A 16,883-nucleotide genomic window follows, 5' to 3' on the forward strand; every position below is an offset into this window, starting at 1 on the left:
GAGCGTCATTCTGATTTAGTTAAGTCCCCACTTTTTAAAGCGGGGACTTTTTAATACCAGTTTTAAAGAACAACCTTCTCGACTTCCAATGGATGTAGGGCGTTTGTGGTGTTGATATAAAGAAACGCATCGTATCTTTCTGACATGACGGATGGGACATAGTTTCCGTATTGTTCGTGCATAGGATTATAAACCACGCCAATCGCACGGTGGCCAATTCTTCCTTTATAATCATCCTGATTATTTTTAGTGAAAATCAGCAACTTGTCATGCGGACCGGCTTGGTGCATGCAGTCCTCCCAGCTTCCTTGTTGAGCTGGTGGGGCAATCATTCGCTCGAATTCCACTCCCCATTCATCCGCGGCAATGACTGTGCCACGATGGGTGCCAAATCCAAGGATAAAGACATTTTCTTCTCCTTCTTGTTCTCGCATAAGCTGTCCGACATTGACCATCCCTTCGTCGGCCATGTCGGTGGCTCGCGCATCTCCAACATGGGTATTATGTGCCCAAATAATGCCTTTCGCTTGTTCGCCATAATAGGAACTGATTTTATTAATCACGGTCACCATGTGGCGATCCCGTATATTCCACGACTCATTATTGTCGGTGACCATGGTTCGATAATAGGTTTCGGCATTTGCGGTGATGAGCGCATTGACTTCAAGGTTTAACCGACCTTCTTCATAGTAGCTCGTATATCGCTTCTTATTTAATGTGATATCGGTGAGAAGCTGCACGACTTCGTCTTTACAGTCTTCAGCGTAAAAAGCTCCTGAAACCCCATATAATTGCGGATCGCGGTTAAACGGTTCAAAACAAGCAAAGGCTTTTCGTGCGGTTTCGAGATCAGGAGAGTTTGTTTTTTCTAAATAGGCGATGACTTCTTCCATTGACTCCCACAAGCTGTAGACATCAAAACCATAAAAGCCGACTTTTTGCTCGGTAGGCAGTTTCTCGTTATAAGTTTTCAACCATTCGACAAGATCAATCATTTCTTCATTCGACCACATCCATGTGGGCCATCGTTCAAAAGCGGTTAAGGCTTCTTGGGCACTTTTGTGTGTGGTGTCGTAGCCTTTTATGTAACGGTTCACTTGTTGACAGGCTGGCCAGTCGCCTTCGACAACAATAAAGTTATAGCCTTTTTCCGTGATTAGTCTTTTAGAGAGTTCGGCACGGGTTTTGTAATACTCAGAGGTGCCGTGAGAGGATTCTCCGAGTAAGGCATACTTAGCCTGACTCATCTGATCTAAAAGGAGATTATAATCTTCTTCTTTATTCAGAGCAGTTGCATCCCTTTTGATTGCTTGAACTAGGTGATCAGTCATGTAATATCCCTCGCTTTGATTGTTGTTGTATCTTTATTACTCCTCGTTGGTTGGGAATTGAGCGTTAGTGTATTAACAGTGGTTTCGTGTAGTTGATGAGAAAATAGACAAAAAACTCAGCATTAATTGTATTTTCCGCACGAAGGTTCGGTTTTAACCAATAACAGCCATGAAAAATATTGTCAAAAGTGCTCAGGTGCTTCCAGAAAACTGGATGGTGCCTGGCACCTACCAGAAATTGGTGGTTTTCTTATGGGCGGGGTTGGGGAAAAAGGCTTTATGTTTACGAAAAGGTCATAGGGTGAAAAATTTTTTTCAAAAAGGAATCATTTTCAATGTTTATATAGTAATAACGAGAAAAACGAAGAAAATCGATGTAATACACTGATATAAACGCTTTCATCTGTTTTGTGAAAAAATAAAAATCATGGTAAGGTTTTTTTATCTATGACGGCTCGACTTTGATGAGAGTTCAAGGTCAATAATAAAAAAAATTATAAAAGAGGTGTTTTTTTGAGTTCGAAAGTCAACTTAATAAAAGAAGAGTGGTTCGGCAATGTCAGAGGAGATGTACTGGCAGGCATTGTTGTTGCTTTAGCTCTGATCCCGGAAGCGATTGCGTTTTCGATTATTGCTGGTGTCGATCCGATGGTTGGATTGTACGCTTCGTTTTGTATTGCTGTTGTGATTGCCTTTGTAGGTGGAAGGCCTGGGATGATTTCTGCTGCTACTGGAGCAATGGCGTTACTAATGGTGACGTTGGTCGCTGATCATGGTTTGCAGTATTTATTTGCTGCGACGATTTTAACGGGAGTTTTACAGATTCTATTCGGTGTCCTTAAATTGTCGCGGTTTATGAAGTTCATTCCTCGTTCCGTGATGATTGGATTTGTAAATGCCCTAGCGATACTGATTTTCATGGCGCAATTGGACCAGTTCATTGATGCGACATGGGTGATGTATACAATGGTTGCGGGGGCTCTTGCTATTATTTATTTATTGCCTAGAGTAACCAAAGCCGTGCCTTCGCCATTAGTGGCTATCGTTGTGATTACCGTGATTGCGATTATGACGAACAGTGGTGTGAAAACAGTAGGGGATATGGGAGCTATAACTTCCGCTTTACCAGCTTTCTTCATTCCAAACGTACCTCTTAATCTAGAAACCTTACAGATTATCTTTCCATACGCATTGGCATTATCAATCGTAGGTTTACTTGAATCTTTATTAACAGCTAATATCGTTGATGATATGACGGATACGGCGAGCGATAAAAATAAAGAGTCAAGAGGACAGGGGATTGCGAACATTATTGCTGGATGTTTCGGCGGGATGGCTGGATGTGCGATGATTGGTCAGTCCGTGATCAATGTAAAATCCGGTGGTCGAGGTCGACTTTCTACCCTCGTTGCTGGTGTGTTTTTACTTTTCTTAATTTTAGTATTAGGAAATATCGTTGTTCAAATTCCGATGGCTGCGTTAGTAGGGGTTATGATTATGGTTTCCATTGGAACCTTTGATTGGTCATCTGTTAAAGGGCTAGCTAAGACGCCAGTGACTGACTCCATTGTCATGGTTACCACGACATTAACAACGGTAATTACTCATGATCTGTCTAAGGGTGTGTTTGCTGGAATTATTTTAAGTGCGATTTTCTTTGTTGCGAAAATCTCGAAAGTTCACGTTACTTCTCGAATTGAGGGGGATCAGAAAATCTACTCTGTCACAGGGCAGGTGTTCTTTGCCTCCGTTGATGAACTGATTGCCGCTTTCGATTACAATGACGAGCATAAAGAAGTTGTCATTGATTTTACACAGGCGCAAATTTGGGATGACTCAGGTGTTGCAGCCTTAGATAAAATCGTTCTTAAACTAAGAGCCAACGATGTTCACGTTCGTTTAACAGGACTAAATCCACCAAGCTCTAAATTAATCGATAGGCTCGCGGTTCACCGTAAGCCAGGTGCAAAATTATCAGGACATTAAGCACGTGTTTTTCACGTGCTTTTTTTATAATTTATATCGTTTTAACCGATTGTAAGACTACTTCTTGATTAAACAGATGCTTTAATAAAAAGAAAAATTGGGAGTGGAGATTTCGATGTTTAAAAATATCATGCTTGCTTACGATGGCTCGAAACATGCATTAAGGGCAGCCGAAAAGGCAGCCTTTTTGGCAGAGAACACAGAAGGAGCGAGTATCACCATCGTATATGTGGTAGATAGTGCAACTTCTAAAGAAGATGTTCTTCATTTCGCTTCTAAGGAAGTCATTAATGAAACGAGACGGAAGCGTTTGAAAACCGTTGAAGACCTTTTAGAGGAGAAAGGCGTTTCCTATAAACACGAAATTTTACATGGGGAAGCTCCAGAGCAAATTGTCGGTTTTGCTAATTCTCAAGAGTTTGACTTAGTGGTGGTTGGAAGTCGTGGGCTGAACGGTCTTCAAGAAATGGTATTAGGTAGTGTTAGCCACAAAGTCGCTAAACGCGTAAAGTCACCAGTGATGATCATTAAATAAGAATAATGGAAGGACTCCAAAGTGGGGGTCCTTTTTTTATGGGGAAATCATAACGAAAAAAGCGTAAGCGCTTTCTTCGTTCGTGTGGTAAAATATAGAAATAACAGATGCAACGTGCAAACATTCATATAACTTCTTTTGAAACACATCAATTGAAAATTGATCGTTTGATAGAGGAGGTTGATTGATGTTTAAAAATATTCTTTTAGCTTTTGATGGATCAGAAAGTTCTTTACGTACCGTTTCTCAAGCATTAGAAATTGCCAAGTTAACGAGTGATTCTAAAATCTGGGTTGTGTATGTACTCACGGATAAAACATCAAGCACAGAGGTACTCCATCTTTGGGAGGCTGAAGGAATCAAAGAAGACCGACTACACAGATTTAAGTTAGCCGAAGAGGCTGCTGTGGGACATAACATCAACTATGAAATTAAACTTTTAAGAGGAGAACCAGAATCGAAAATTATTGAATTTGCCACTGAGAAACAGATGGATATTATCGTTATCGGTTCAAGGGGGCTGAATCCTTTTCAAAGCATGATTTTAGGAAGTGTTAGCCATAAGGTAATGAAAAAGGCAACGTGCCCTGTCATGATTATTAAATAAAGTGTGCTCTAGATAATAAGAATGCCAGCAGGTCTATTTAAAGTTTTAAATAGATTTGCTGGCATTTTTTTCACTTCTAGGCACTCAAATATGAATCAATTACCACTCCATTTATTATCTATAAATGGAGTGAATGGTGGTTCCTATTGAAGTGTCAATTAATAAAATCCACGGCCGTATCCGCCGCCATAACCTCCACCAACGTAGCTAGAACCAACGATGATTAAGAGGATAAACAGGACAACAATCAACGCAAATCCTGATCCATAACCTGCTCCTGCACTCATGAACTTCACCCCCTTCAGGGAAGGATTACGATATTCTATGTATCAACTAAAATCTGTGTGTGGACGATGACAGACGATATCAAATTTATATGCAAAAAAAGGCACCATCCAGAAACTGGATGGTGCCTGGCACCTGACAGTGTTTTTCCATTAGTGGAAAGTGACGGTCTTATCTAGGGCAAGGCGGTGGTGTTCATAGCCTTCTGCATCCGCACGGCCAAATGGGACCATTGAAGCGAATTTGATATGTTCAGGTAGATCAAGTAGTTCTTTTACCTTTTCTTGATCAAACCCGAGCATTGGGACACTTGAATAGCCGAGTCCTTCAATTGCCAATAGTAAGAAACCAAGGGCAATATTCGTTTGTGTTAACCCCCATTGAGCTCTCTCCTCGACACTCATACCGCCAAAAATAGAGGAAAGATTGGCTACTTCTTGCTGTTTTCGGTCATCTGGTAAGCCAGGGTGGACCGTTTCAGTTAAATTGGCTAAAACATCTTCCATATCGCTTATCGCGAGGATAACAGCGGGAGCCGATGTGACTTGCTGTTGTCCATAGGCTGCTTCTTGAAGTTTTTCCTTTAAATCTGAGTCCGTTACGACATGAAAACGCCAAGGCTGAAGATTCCATGCACTCGGTGCTAGCCTGACGAGTTCAAAGATTTGATTGAGGTCTTCCTTTGGTAACGGTTCTTGTACAAATCGACGAATGCTATGACGGGACTCGATGGCATCTTTAACAGAAAGAACTTTTTGCGTTGTTTGAATAGCCAAAAGTAACATCTCCTTTCGATTTGAAAAACCACGTAGGGAAAACCTACAGAATTATTATGTACACACAGCTCTAGATGAAACGAAAGACTTGCTGGTAATTAGGAAGATCGTGTTGGTGTAAAAAAATGGATGGTGCCAGGCACCACCCATTTTTTGGCATTAGAATGAAGTGGTGGTGAAGTAGGACAAGATAACTTTGTATTCATATTGTCTATGATTGTAGGGCGAAAAGCTGAATTAGAAGGTGATTTTGTGAAAAAATTTCCAAGGATTATTGTTGGTTTGCTGTTCATAGTCGTGGCAGGGTTTGGTATTCTTCAATTTGTTCATTTCGATTATGGCTATGTACCAGCAGAAGATAAGATTGTCTCCTATCAATCCAACAAGCGAAACAGCTATGATTTGTGGGGAGAGCATATCACAGATGATCAAGCAAAGGAGATTAAAAAAACAGAGGAAGGTCGTCAAAAACTTTCAGCAAAAAATGGAGCGATTGAAATTGATGAAGACCTTCTTGAATTGGGACGGAAAACCTTTTATGAGGAGACGTTTGGAAATGAATATTTCTTTACGGATGTGCTGGGTGTACTTGATGGCCCATTTACTCTCGGAAATATTACCAAAGCGATTCTCGCTCTGAAGGGAGAAGGGACGAGTAATTTACGGGTGGAGCTTGCAGAGGACATCACGCTAGGGGACAAAACATTTAAAAAGGGTGAAAAGATTGATACGGGGATTGATGTAGCGAAAGGGAGTCATGTTCCACTTGGTATGCCCGTTTCGGTAGGAGACGGCCGCGTGCGAGTGGGAGTTAGTTGTGCCGCCTGCCATGCCACGGTTGACCCTGGTACGAAAAGGATTATCGAAGGGGCACCAAATCAGGATTTTGATGTCGGATTGTTATTGGCAATGGGCACAAACTCAACAGCATTTTTTACTCACACAGATGTAGAAAACATCAAGCAGTATATGGCGGAAAAGACTCGAACGGTAACCAATACAGAAGGGAAAGCAGAGGCATTGCCAGATATTCACCAACTTGAAAAAGCGGTTGATGATAATTTTGTCAATTGGCCAAAAGGTAGTGTGGATTCTACAATTGATTTAGAAAGCAATCCCGCGCAAATTCCAGATTCTTTTACTTTAAAAGATCATCCATATGGATGGAGCGGTTTCTCGATGGCTGGACCTTTCAAAGGGTTGTCGGTCTTTAGTCATAATGTTCATTCACAAAATACCGACTCTTTATCACAAGCGGAAATAAGTGAGCCTATTCTTGGAATCGATAAAGAAGTCTACTATGGCACCATCCTTCAAAATGCTGCCAACCCAGATTTTCGTTATGACCCAAGTACAGAAGGTAAACCATCGGAATTTTTTAAGAAAATTGATCCAACACCAAATGCGGTTGGAATTAATGAACTCGTAGTAAACCCAAACTACCTGAAGGTTTCCCTTGCTGTACCTGATGGGGTGATTGTCAGTAGTCCAGGATATAATTTCAACGAACAAATCAATGGTGCTGCTGCTTGGCAAAATACGATTCAACCACCGAAGCCGAAGAAGAAATTCAATCAAGATACGGTCAAAGCTGGGCGAGAAGTTTTTGAAAAGGCAAATTGTATCTCTTGTCATGCAGGTAAAGAGTTATCGAATCATAAAATCATTTCGGTGAAAACAATCAAAACAGAACCATCCAGGGCGAAGGCATTAAAAAACACGGAAAGAATCTTTGGAGAAGCTCTTTATTATTCACCTGACACGCCCGTCCCATTACCAAAAGATCCAACCATACTTAAGGTCCCAACAGACCATTTAGATCCTGAACAAATCAAACTGGCATTTGGCCACGGGGACTCACCTGGTGGGTATAAAGTCCCGAGTATCATCGGTTTGTATTGGACAGCTCCCTATTTGCATGATGGCGGAGTTTCGATTGGTCCAGACTTACACAAGGATATAGGCGTCCCAGGTACGCTTCGAAAAGGAATTCTGCCCGACCCAGCTAACAGTATACGAGCAATGGTGGATAAGGAAATACGGGAGAAAGTCGTCAGGGAAAATAAGAAAGATGCCGGCTTGAAAAAAACCCATATTACTGGGGAAGGGCATGAGTATTGGGTAGACGAAACGACAGGCTTTACGAAGGTAGAGCAGGATTCATTAATCGAATATTTGTTGTCTGTCTATAAAATTGAAGATAAAGAGGAATAAAGAAGGGGGCGTATAGTGACAGTTCAAATAAAGATTTACTCAGATTATGTTTGACCGTTTTGCTTTTTAGCGGAGTTTCCGCTTGAACAGGCAATTGAAGAAAAAGATGTCGAGATTGAGTGGATGCCTTTTGAGCTGCGCCCTTATCCGACGGAAACGTTAAAACCTGAAGGAAACTATCTGCAGTCCGCATGGAAAAATAGCATCTATCCAATGGCCGAGCAGATGGGGGTGAAAATCGGTTTGCCTACCGTATCACCACAACCATATACACATTTAGCTTTTGAAGGATACCAATATGCAAAGGCTAACGGCAAGGGAAATGAATACAACCATCGCATGTTTACGGCCTTTTTTCAGGAAAGTCAGGATATTGGAGATATCGAGGTGCTCACTAAGTTAGCAGGGGAACTTGGACTAAATATAGAGGAATACAGGCAGGTACTCGAAACTAGAAAATATAAAGAGGTACATGAAATGGCGTTGGAGCATGCTTATTCTGAAGCTAAAATTAAAGCTGTACCGACGTTTGTCATCGGTGACACTGTTCTTCAAGGGATGCGACAGAGAGAAGTGTTTGAACAAGTAATTGAAAATGAAATGAAGAAACACGAGTGAAAATACAGAGGAGGACAGATTGTTCATCAGGACAATTGTCCTCTTTTTTTGGTTGGTTCTTTTTGAACATTATTGAGGTATGTATCGGTATTTAGTAGTTGTTGAGCTAGCTGAGTTCGGGATTTTTCTAAAAGACATATTTCTGTCAAGATGTTTTTAACATCTTGTGAACTTGTTCACGTACCCATCATTTTTACGGTAGAATCTGATATATTAAGAGTGTAATCAAATAAATCATTTATTCGAAAACGAAAGGAAGCGATCTTCATGTTCGCCACATTTTTAAGAGAAAACAAAATTGCAGCAGGTATTCTTACCGTTATTCGCTTATATCTTGGGTACGCTTGGATGGTAGCAGGTTGGGGAAAGTTAACAGGAGGCTTTGACGCTTCAGGTTACCTAAATAATGCAGTAGCCAATCCGGTGAAAGGTCCAGATGGAAATGCTGTGTATGGCTGGTATGTAAACTTCTTAGAGGCATTTGCCATTCCAAATGTTGGACTGTTTAACTTTATCGTTCCACTCGGTGAATTCCTAGTTGGTGTTGGTTTACTACTCGGCTGCCTAACAACTGCAGCAATGTTCTTTGGACTTGTGATGAACTTCAGCTTCTTCTTAGCAGGAACCGTATCTCATAACCCAACAGACATCTTCCTTGGCGGAATTATCCTATTCGCAGGCTACAACGCTGGCCGCTACGGCTTAGACCGCTGGGTGATTCCATTCATCCGCAAAACCATCAACAAAAAAGCAGAAACAAACACACTAAGCAAAACTGCCTAACTCCCAAATTCTGGATGGTGCCTGGCGCCATCCAATATTTGTAATTTTAATAATAAGCCGAAGTTAGCGTCCCCCTCGCTAACTTCGGCTTTATTTGTTTTTCCATTAAACTGGAAGGTGCCTGGCACCTATTTTTTTTGAGATAATTGAAATGAATGAGGGAGAATTCTCGTTATACTGTATGAAGAACGGTACCGTTTTGATAGGAGGGCATTATGGAAGAGGAACGGCAGTGGATTGAAGAGGTGCTGGCTGGCAATAAGCAGGCCTATGCACAGATTATTAATAAATACAAAAATCAATTATATGCGACGATTCTTAGGATGACAAAAAATCCTCAGGATGCACAGGATTTGGTTCAGGAAGCCTTTATTAAGGTCTATCATCAACTGGGGAAATACGAGGGGAAAGGCACGTTTTCTAGCTGGATCTATCGTGTTGCCATCAATCATTGTATGGACGAGTTTAGAAAGAAACGCTATAAAATGCAGCAGCTTGAGATCAGTGAAGATCAAGTGGTGAATTCAAATCATCCTGAAGTGATTTTTATGAAAAAAGAGAAAAATAGGCAGCTAGAAAAGTTAATTGGCACTTTGCCTGAAGAAGAACGAATCATTATCCTTTTGCGATATGTAAACGAGTTAAGCTATAGCGAAATCAGTGAACTAGTCGAAGTTCCTGTTTCAAGTGTACGAAACAAGCTGCATCGAGCAAAGAAAAAGCTCCGAGAAACAATCAAGCGAGAAGGAGGCGATTTTCATGAATTGTCCAACAACAGATGAACTTTTCGATTACCTAGATGACCAGTTAACAGAACAAGAGCATGCCAACGTCAAAGCTCATCTACGATTTTGTAGCGAATGTAGGAATCTAGTTGATACCTTAAAAGAGGATCAACAATTTTTAAAAGAAACATTGCACTCTCCAACCTTACCAGATCATTTTGCGTCAATGATCTTAGATGAGCTTGAGCCCTATGAACCGCAACTGAAACGACCGAAAAAGAAACCATGGAAACGGGTGATGATGCTAGCCGCGGGAATCGTGTTAGCTGTGGGGCTTACGACGACCTTAAATTCTAGCTTTGCGGAGTGGATTGGTGGGTTGTTCACAACCGAGCAAGTCGATGAAGGGTTACGAATGGCGTCGGATGCAGGACTTGCAGAACGAGTGAATCTCGAGGTGACCAACGAGGACCTTACCTTCAAAGTGGAAGACATCATCGCCGATACTTCACGGGTGGCACTATCCTATCAAATTTTAAATAATAATGGAAAAATTCAAGATACCTATCTTGAATTGGGTGAAGGTGGGAATGAAATCACCGCCATCGACCAAAATGGCAGCAAACTCGAGATGTTAAGCATGGGTTGGCAAGACGGATCGGACTACGGGTTAATTGAATTTTCATTACGAGAGCAGGAAGGGTTAGAAGCGCTAACGATCAAATTCGATTTAGTCGAGCTCGATGGGAAAAAGGGTCATTGGGAACTTGAGGTCCCAGTTGATTTAAAAGAAAGCCTAAAGTACACCAAAAGCCTCCCATTAGCGGATGCTGTTACAGATAAAGAAGGGGTTACAATTCAAATGAAGGAGGTTCAATTCGCACCTTCTGCGAACGAATTACTTTATGAAACCTCCTTCACGAACGAAGAGCAAACAAGGATTGAGGCTGAAATCAAGAGGCTGGAAATGGCCTTTGGCGAGGAAAGCACAAATTCCTTTACCAATTATGGGACAGCCATTCAATATCATATAGAAAATGAGCAAGGGGAGACGCTCTATTACCATAATACTTTCCACGAGCAAGGGCATCCGAGTGATCGAGGGTTGTTGCAAGGGTCAGGACGGCCAACCGATAAACTAGGTCACATTGCTTGGAATGAATCTTTTGTTCCACAAAAAGTGGAGGACAAACTAACTTTTGTCTTAGATGGAGTGATTAAAACCGTTCCTTCTGACTTTTCGATTAAAATAAAGCCAAAGGAACTAAGGAAGTATCCCGTTTCATTCGCATACGAGGGGAATTTTATGACAATTAAAAAGGCCGAAACGGAAAATCATTACTCCCTTCGCAAGTCACTCATCCCAATTGAAAAGGAAACCATTTTTACAATAAAAATGGAAGGCGGGAAAGAAGCCCCCTCATCAGATTTGGGAGCTTGGGTACTAGTAGATGACAAAGGAAAAACGTACATGACCTACCATCGCGGGTCGATCCTAGATGAAAAAGATGAAAACGGTCGCTTTAAAACAGACACGGAACTCATCACATATGATCTCGAGGAAGTTCCTGAAGAATTAACGTTACACCTCCTTTCTGTTACACGATATGAGGAATTGAAGGAGAAGTGGGAAGTTCCGTTGTATGAAGTGGATTAATTCAATTCTCAGCAATGAAAACAAGCTAAGTTCAATGAAAAAAGACGTGATCACATAACGGGTTCCGTTTCCTCTCACAAACATTAAAAATGTACGTTAAAATGAGTGCCAATTCACATAGGAAATTGACACTCATTTTTTATTGGTGTAAAGCCATTTGGGCGGAAATTGCATATGAATTTGTTTAGGAAAATGCACCCCAAATTGTAGAGGTAAAATGGCTAGTGTACCCCTACAATTTTACCTACAATTTGATATACAAATTGTCTTACCATAATGCTTAGAAAGCAAGTTGTAATTGGATATATATGTTAAAATGAAATAAAGTTTGTGAAAAAATGCACTCATACTAACGAAGCAGTTTAATGCAAGAAGGAGAATGAAAGGTGGCAATAATTTGTTTAAGGAAAGCATTAGATTTCCGTTAATATTTTTTGTAGTATCAGTTATTTGGCAGTTAATTGCTAAAAAAGAGGTTCAGTGGATTGATAATATAGGGGTATCTTTTATAATGTTCTTGATGTTTCTACTTTATAATTGGTCAAAGAAACCCTATAAGTGGAAGAAGAACAGTGATGAATAAGTATTTTCTAAACGGGATGCTATAACAAAAGAGGGGAAATTAGATGTTATTAGAGATTCTACGGATAATTATTATTTTTATGATACTTGGTGGAGTAGGAGGGGCGATTATAGGAAACATTTACACAATCAATGAGGCAACTGAATCTTATTCGTGGCTTGGTGCAGTAGCTATTTTATTACTACTATTTGTTTTGTATAGAAATAAATTACAATTCTCAGGATGGTATAAAGGAGAAGGTAGAGCAAAACTTCCAAAGTCTGTCTCCTTAACATTAATTTTGAGTTCAATACTGCTCATTCTATTACCATTTGTATTAGGTGCTTTATTAAGCTAACGAGCAGCTTTACTTCAACAGGAAACAAAAAATGGATATATTAAAAATGGGCTCAGTGTGAACTGAGCCCATTAATTTTTTATTGCAAAACATCTACAAAAGGGAGTACAAATTGGGTTGCATTTTCGACTGCATTTTCGGATTTTGTGATAGGAACGGAACCCTTTATGATCACCACGTCTTTTTTTTATTCCATCGCAGCCGTTAAATTTTCCATCATCGCTCCGTCCATTGGACCAACAATTTTCTTAGTGATGACTCCATTTGTATCAATCATATAGCTTGTCGGAATGCTAAATGCTTGATATTGCATGCCGATGGATCCGTCTTCGTCTAACGGGATTTCGAAGGTGAGACCATAATCGGTTACAAACTCTTCAATTGCGGCTTGACCTTTATCCATGTTTGTTAGGTTGACGGCTAAAATTTCAATATCATTTTCTTTGTTCTTCTCATAAAAGTCTTGCATGTGAGGCATTTCTGCTTTACAAGGAGGGCACCATGTCGCCCAAAAATTCAAAATGACCTTTTTTCCTTGGTAATCAGAAAGCTTCACGGTTTCTCCATCTGGGGTTGTAAGTTCAAAGTCAGGCGCCGCTTTTCCTTCCTTTACCTCGGAGAGATCAGCTCCTGGAATCTCCTCACTTGTCGGATCTAATTCTTCCGTTGAAGGCTCTGCCACCTCTTTCTCGCTTTCTATTGAGGATGGCTTCCATAGATTAACGAATACAATAGCAACAGCCAGTAAAATAATTGCGATTGATAATAGATTTTTATTCAATGATTCCGTCCTCCTTGTTCATATCTAGATAATAAAAAGGCAGTGATACCAAGCCAAAGGAAGGTAAGTGCCTCGACAGAAAGGATCGTGTCAAACATGCTTAACATCAAAAGCTCTAGTAAAATAAATAGGATAAATGGCTGAGCTGTTAGGCGTTTTTGCTTCCTTTTAATTGAAGTAAGCAGAAATAAATAGCTTACTAGTAAGATAAACTGAAGAACAAGCCCCACCACATCTTTTTCCAAAATGAAACTTAGTGCTTTGTAGCTAATGAAGAAAGATAGCAAGACTTCCGCTGATTCAGCATAAACAGTAGGATATTTCTTCCCCGCGAAGAAAAGTAAATAAACGGATAGAAGGGCTAAGGCAATGAAATGACCTGCTGTTCCCCCATTAAAATAAACAATCGATAGGGGCATATCTAGAAATAATTGAAAGTTAAAGAGAATATAAGTAAGTTTCCAAGTCAGAAAATAGAGGAAGAAACCATTCCAATACCAATCTTCCAGCTTCGTGCGTGTAATCGCCCAATGTAAAACCGACGTAATAAAAAGAGCTGCCACAACAGCTAGCCAAATGGTAGGAAGCGATAGGCTACCAATTTGCAGATAACTCATCGTCCTTTACCATGAAGGGGGACGGACTGAATGGTAAAAGTAATGTCAATCGTGTTGATGACAGATTGAATCATTCCGCAATTTTTGACCACTAAATGAGCAATCTTCTCCGCTTGTTGAGCTAATAAAGCTTCTTCGGTATGGACGAAGGCGGTAAAGGAGAGCTTTTCAATTCGATTCGAGTCATACGGATTTCGAACGGCGTCGACCTCGATCTCAAGTGACTGATAAGGAACGTGCTTTTTCGTTAAAATAATTCGTAGCAAATTTCCGCTACACCCGGTTAAGGAAGACAAAAAGAGCTCAAACGGACGAAAACCATTGCGTTCGTTAGGCGAAATGGGAAGGGAACCAAAACCCAAATCGCCACTAATTTTTTCATTTTCGATGATAAATTTCATGTGAACACTCCTTTTAACATGATTATCGCTAGTGATTGTTAAGGAATGATTAAAATTAGAATTTAAAATAGGAGTATTCTATTCCTTAACCGGCAATTCAATCGAAAATGCATGGTTGGTCCCGTTCGTCTCCAGCGCAATTTTTCCATGATGAGCAGTGATAATGCTTTTCGCGATGGCAAGGCCTAAACCTGCACCGTCAGCCTTCGTACTTCTTGATTCCTCAATCCGATAAAAACGTTCAAAGATTTTTTCCTTTTTATCTGGATCAATCCTTTGTCCTTCATGGGAAAAGCGAATCTTGTATTGATTCCCCTCCATTGCTCCGTGGACCTGCAACCGACTCCCGATGTTATAATTGAGAATATTTTGCAGAAGGTTGGTAACTACCTGCTTAAGCCCGTCGGGATTTCCTACAATCACGGCTTGATTAATGTCGATATCAATATCGACAAATTTTTCAGCTAGCTTCAATTGAAAGGTCGTTAAGGTTTCTGTTAAAAGCGGTTTCATCTCAACTGAGACAAACTCTTTTTCTAAAAAATAGTTCCCATGGTTCCAGAAGTTCAACTCGGTAATGAGTTCAACAATGCGGGTAATTCTACGAGATTCTTCGAGTAGGGAACCAAATAATTCTGGGTCTCCCTCGACTACGTTGTTTTGCAAAGCTTCTAAATACCCATTGATGTTTGTCAGAGGGGTGCGAAGCTCATGGGCAATGTCGCGAAGCATTTTTTCTCGTTGTTCCTGAACTGAAATCAGGGTTTCAGACATACTGTTAAAGTTCTCAATCAATTCTTTCATCTCGCCTGATGATGTTATCTTCACGATAGCAGGGGATTTGCCCTCTTTCATTTCCTTGGCCGCCCTCGACAAATGATTGATGGGACCGATGATTTTTTTGACCGTGAAATAATGGAATAAGCCAGCGATCACAAAAGCAAAGATTCCTACTTTCCATAGAAACCCATTTAATGTCGCTACTAATTCCTGGCCAACGACTTGTTCGGAATTCACCAAGTAGCAGGCATAATCTTTAACGGACAATCCCGCAAGCAGAATCACAAATAAAATAACGATGCTATTAAGGGCAACAAGCCTTGATAAAAGGTTGGATAACTTCTTATAAAGCCACAAACTTATACCCCATTCCTCTTACCGTCTGAATATAATCCTTTGGAGTCTTTTCCTTAATCTTTTCGCGTAAATGCTTGATATGGACATCAATGGTTCGGTCCGATACACTCTTCTCATTCTTTTCATAGATAGACATAAGAATTTGTTCACGTGATAAAACTTGATCAGGGTGCTGCATGAAAGTATGAAGCAGCTTAAATTCAAAGTGTGTTAGCTCTAGTTGTTCTCCGTTAATCCAGGCTTCACCTTTTGCGGGTTTAATGGTGAATCCAGTAAAACTTAACTTGCCACAGCGGCTTGCCGTTCTTCTTAAAACAGCTTCAACTCTTCCCATCAGTTAAGCAGGACTGAACGGTTTGACCACATAATCGTCAGCACCTAGTTTAAATCCTTGAATTCGGTCCTTTTCAGAGACCTTTGCTGTAAGCATAATGATGGGCATCATGCTTTTTAAGTCTTCTCGAACCCATTTGGATATTTCCTCGCCACTTACTTTCGGAAGCATCAAGTCGAGAATTAAGATGCAAGGATCCAGCGCTTCGATTTTTTCTTTTGCTTCTAACCCGTCCACTGCTTCGGTCACTTCATATCCTTCTTTTGATAAATAGATTTTTAAAAGTTGCCGGATCTTTGGATCATCCTCGACTACTAAAACGGTTTTTCCAATCAAGCTTTTTTGGCTCACCCTTGCTCCCCCTTATAAATCAAATAAACTAAAAGCCGAAAGCCAAGCACTGATTTTCTGCATTTGTCCACTTAAGACGAGAAAACCAAGCCCGACCATAATCATCCCATTTACAACGGCAAGTTTCGCTAAATATTTGTTTATGGTTCTTATTGTTTTTAAAGAATAAGAAATCACAATCGAAATAATTAAAAATGGGATCGCCATCCCTAATGAATAGGCTCCTAACAAGAAAACGCCTTGCGATAACGTATCCGATGAACTCGCTAGTAATAATATCGAAGACAGGGCTAGTCCCACACATGGAGACCAACCAGTAGCAAACGCCATCCCTAGCAAGATCGAGCTAAAAATATTTTTGGACTTTTGTTCCGACTGAATTCGTTTTTCCTTCATTAATACCTTGAATTTTAACAGTCCCGCCATCTGTAAGCCAAAAATAATGATAAGTAAGCCCGCGATTTGCATAATCAACACGCGGTATTCTGAGAGGATTTGGCCAATAAAGCTAGCAGATGCGCCAAGAGCAACAAAAATAATACTAAAGCCAATAATAAATCCGATGGATCTTAAATAAAGGGTTGTTCGATTCACAAGCAATTTGGAGTCTTCAATCTTTCCTCCTGTTAAATGGGTAATATAGGCTGGCAGGAGGGGGAAGACACATGGAGAGAAGAAAGAAAGGATGCCACCTGCTAAAGCAAAAAATATTCCGATATCATTCATCAACACTCACTCCTTTTCAGGTTGATTATGAGTGCCAATTGTTAAAGTTTAATTAAAAGCAAGTGAAATATCGCAAAAAAGCAGAAACCAAAAATCATG

Annotated in this window: 17 protein-coding genes and 1 pseudogene; 9 read left to right on the plus strand and 9 right to left on the minus strand. The window is 40.4% G+C overall.

Going from position 1 to position 16,883, the window contains the following annotated elements; translation table 11 throughout:
- Nucleotides 1-62: 62 nt before the first annotated feature.
- The gene (locus BMX30_RS06575; protein WP_090742536.1) at nucleotides 63-1,331 is read right to left on the minus strand and encodes an erythromycin esterase family protein; all 1,269 of its coding nucleotides are present in this window, start codon (nucleotides 1,329-1,331) and stop codon (nucleotides 63-65) included.
- A gap of 513 nt (nucleotides 1,332-1,844) precedes the next feature.
- On the opposite strand from BMX30_RS06575, the gene BMX30_RS06585 reads away from it, so the two are divergent.
- The 3 genes from BMX30_RS06585 to BMX30_RS06595 all read left to right on the plus strand — a co-directional run bounded on the left by BMX30_RS06585 (nucleotide 1,845) and on the right by BMX30_RS06595 (nucleotide 4,459).
- Complete coding sequence (locus BMX30_RS06585; RefSeq protein WP_170843809.1) at nucleotides 1,845-3,317, plus strand: SulP family inorganic anion transporter; 1,473 nt, start codon at nucleotides 1,845-1,847, stop codon at nucleotides 3,315-3,317.
- A gap of 115 nt (nucleotides 3,318-3,432) precedes the next feature.
- Nucleotides 3,433-3,852 carry a universal stress protein gene (locus BMX30_RS06590; RefSeq protein WP_090742542.1) on the plus strand — a complete coding sequence of 140 codons (420 nt, stop codon included), beginning with the start codon at nucleotides 3,433-3,435 and terminating at the stop codon, nucleotides 3,850-3,852.
- A gap of 187 nt (nucleotides 3,853-4,039) precedes the next feature.
- On the plus strand, nucleotides 4,040-4,459 hold the full coding sequence (locus tag BMX30_RS06595) for a universal stress protein (RefSeq protein WP_090742545.1): 420 nt from the start codon (nucleotides 4,040-4,042) through the stop codon (nucleotides 4,457-4,459).
- A 158-nt stretch (nucleotides 4,460-4,617) separates the two neighbouring features.
- On the opposite strand, the gene BMX30_RS06600 is transcribed toward BMX30_RS06595, so the two are convergent.
- The gene (locus BMX30_RS06600) at nucleotides 4,618-4,746 is read right to left on the minus strand and encodes a YjcZ family sporulation protein (RefSeq protein ID WP_090742548.1); all 129 of its coding nucleotides are present in this window, start codon (nucleotides 4,744-4,746) and stop codon (nucleotides 4,618-4,620) included.
- A gap of 150 nt (nucleotides 4,747-4,896) precedes the next feature.
- A complete protein-coding gene (locus BMX30_RS06605) occupies nucleotides 4,897-5,520 on the minus strand; it encodes a nitroreductase family protein (RefSeq protein WP_244532514.1) in 624 nt (207 codons plus the stop codon).
- Nucleotides 5,521-5,733: 213 nt separating this feature from the next.
- Here BMX30_RS06605 and BMX30_RS06610 point away from each other — a divergent pair, with 213 nt between their 5' ends.
- From BMX30_RS06610 to BMX30_RS06640, 6 genes are all read left to right on the plus strand, one after another.
- A complete protein-coding gene (locus tag BMX30_RS06610; protein ID WP_090742553.1) occupies nucleotides 5,734-7,734 on the plus strand; it encodes an electron transport protein in 2,001 nt (666 codons plus the stop codon).
- Between the two features lie 15 nt (nucleotides 7,735-7,749).
- Nucleotides 7,750-8,352 carry a DsbA family oxidoreductase gene (locus BMX30_RS06615; RefSeq protein WP_090742556.1) on the plus strand — a complete coding sequence of 201 codons (603 nt, stop codon included), beginning with the start codon at nucleotides 7,750-7,752 and terminating at the stop codon, nucleotides 8,350-8,352.
- Nucleotides 8,353-8,619: 267 nt separating this feature from the next.
- Complete coding sequence (locus BMX30_RS06620; RefSeq protein ID WP_090742559.1) at nucleotides 8,620-9,135, plus strand: DoxX family protein; 516 nt, start codon at nucleotides 8,620-8,622, stop codon at nucleotides 9,133-9,135.
- Between the two features lie 215 nt (nucleotides 9,136-9,350).
- Nucleotides 9,351-9,917 carry an RNA polymerase sigma factor gene (locus tag BMX30_RS06625; RefSeq protein WP_090742564.1) on the plus strand — a complete coding sequence of 189 codons (567 nt, stop codon included), beginning with the start codon at nucleotides 9,351-9,353 and terminating at the stop codon, nucleotides 9,915-9,917.
- Nucleotides 9,895-11,517 (plus strand): DUF4179 domain-containing protein, encoded by a 1,623-nt coding sequence (locus tag BMX30_RS06630; protein ID WP_090742769.1) that lies wholly within the window; start codon nucleotides 9,895-9,897, stop codon nucleotides 11,515-11,517. The genes BMX30_RS06625 and BMX30_RS06630 overlap by 23 nt, the downstream gene beginning before the upstream one ends.
- A 626-nt stretch (nucleotides 11,518-12,143) precedes the next feature.
- Nucleotides 12,144-12,437, plus strand: coding sequence for a hypothetical protein (locus tag BMX30_RS06640; RefSeq protein ID WP_090742570.1), 294 nt, complete (start codon nucleotides 12,144-12,146; stop codon nucleotides 12,435-12,437).
- Between the two features lie 187 nt (nucleotides 12,438-12,624).
- Here BMX30_RS06640 and BMX30_RS06645 read toward each other — a convergent pair whose 3' ends face one another.
- From BMX30_RS06645 to BMX30_RS06670, 6 genes and pseudogenes are all read right to left on the minus strand, one after another.
- Entirely contained in the window at nucleotides 12,625-13,218 is a 594-nt protein-coding gene (locus BMX30_RS06645) for a peroxiredoxin family protein (protein WP_090742573.1), read from the minus strand.
- Complete coding sequence (locus tag BMX30_RS06650; RefSeq protein ID WP_090742576.1) at nucleotides 13,215-13,835, minus strand: hypothetical protein; 621 nt, start codon at nucleotides 13,833-13,835, stop codon at nucleotides 13,215-13,217. The genes BMX30_RS06645 and BMX30_RS06650 overlap by 4 nt, the downstream gene beginning before the upstream one ends.
- A complete protein-coding gene (locus BMX30_RS06655) occupies nucleotides 13,832-14,236 on the minus strand; it encodes an OsmC family protein (protein ID WP_090742579.1) in 405 nt (134 codons plus the stop codon). Before BMX30_RS06655 ends, BMX30_RS06650 begins: the two co-directional genes overlap by 4 nt.
- A 78-nt stretch (nucleotides 14,237-14,314) precedes the next feature.
- Nucleotides 14,315-15,373: a HAMP domain-containing sensor histidine kinase gene (locus tag BMX30_RS06660; RefSeq protein ID WP_090742582.1), complete on the minus strand. Its 1,059-nt coding sequence runs from the start codon at nucleotides 15,371-15,373 to the stop codon at nucleotides 14,315-14,317.
- A pseudogene (locus BMX30_RS06665) lies at nucleotides 15,360-16,058 on the minus strand (response regulator transcription factor). The gene BMX30_RS06660 and the pseudogene BMX30_RS06665 overlap by 14 nt, the downstream one beginning before the upstream one ends.
- Nucleotides 16,059-16,070: 12 nt before the next feature.
- Nucleotides 16,071-16,784, minus strand: coding sequence for a cytochrome c biogenesis CcdA family protein (locus tag BMX30_RS06670; RefSeq protein WP_090742585.1), 714 nt, complete (start codon nucleotides 16,782-16,784; stop codon nucleotides 16,071-16,073).
- Nucleotides 16,785-16,883: the final 99 nt, after the last annotated feature.

The organism is Mesobacillus persicus, from assembly GCF_900109925.1.
Classification (GTDB): Bacteria; Bacillota; Bacilli; order Bacillales; family Cytobacillaceae; genus Mesobacillus_B; species Mesobacillus_B persicus.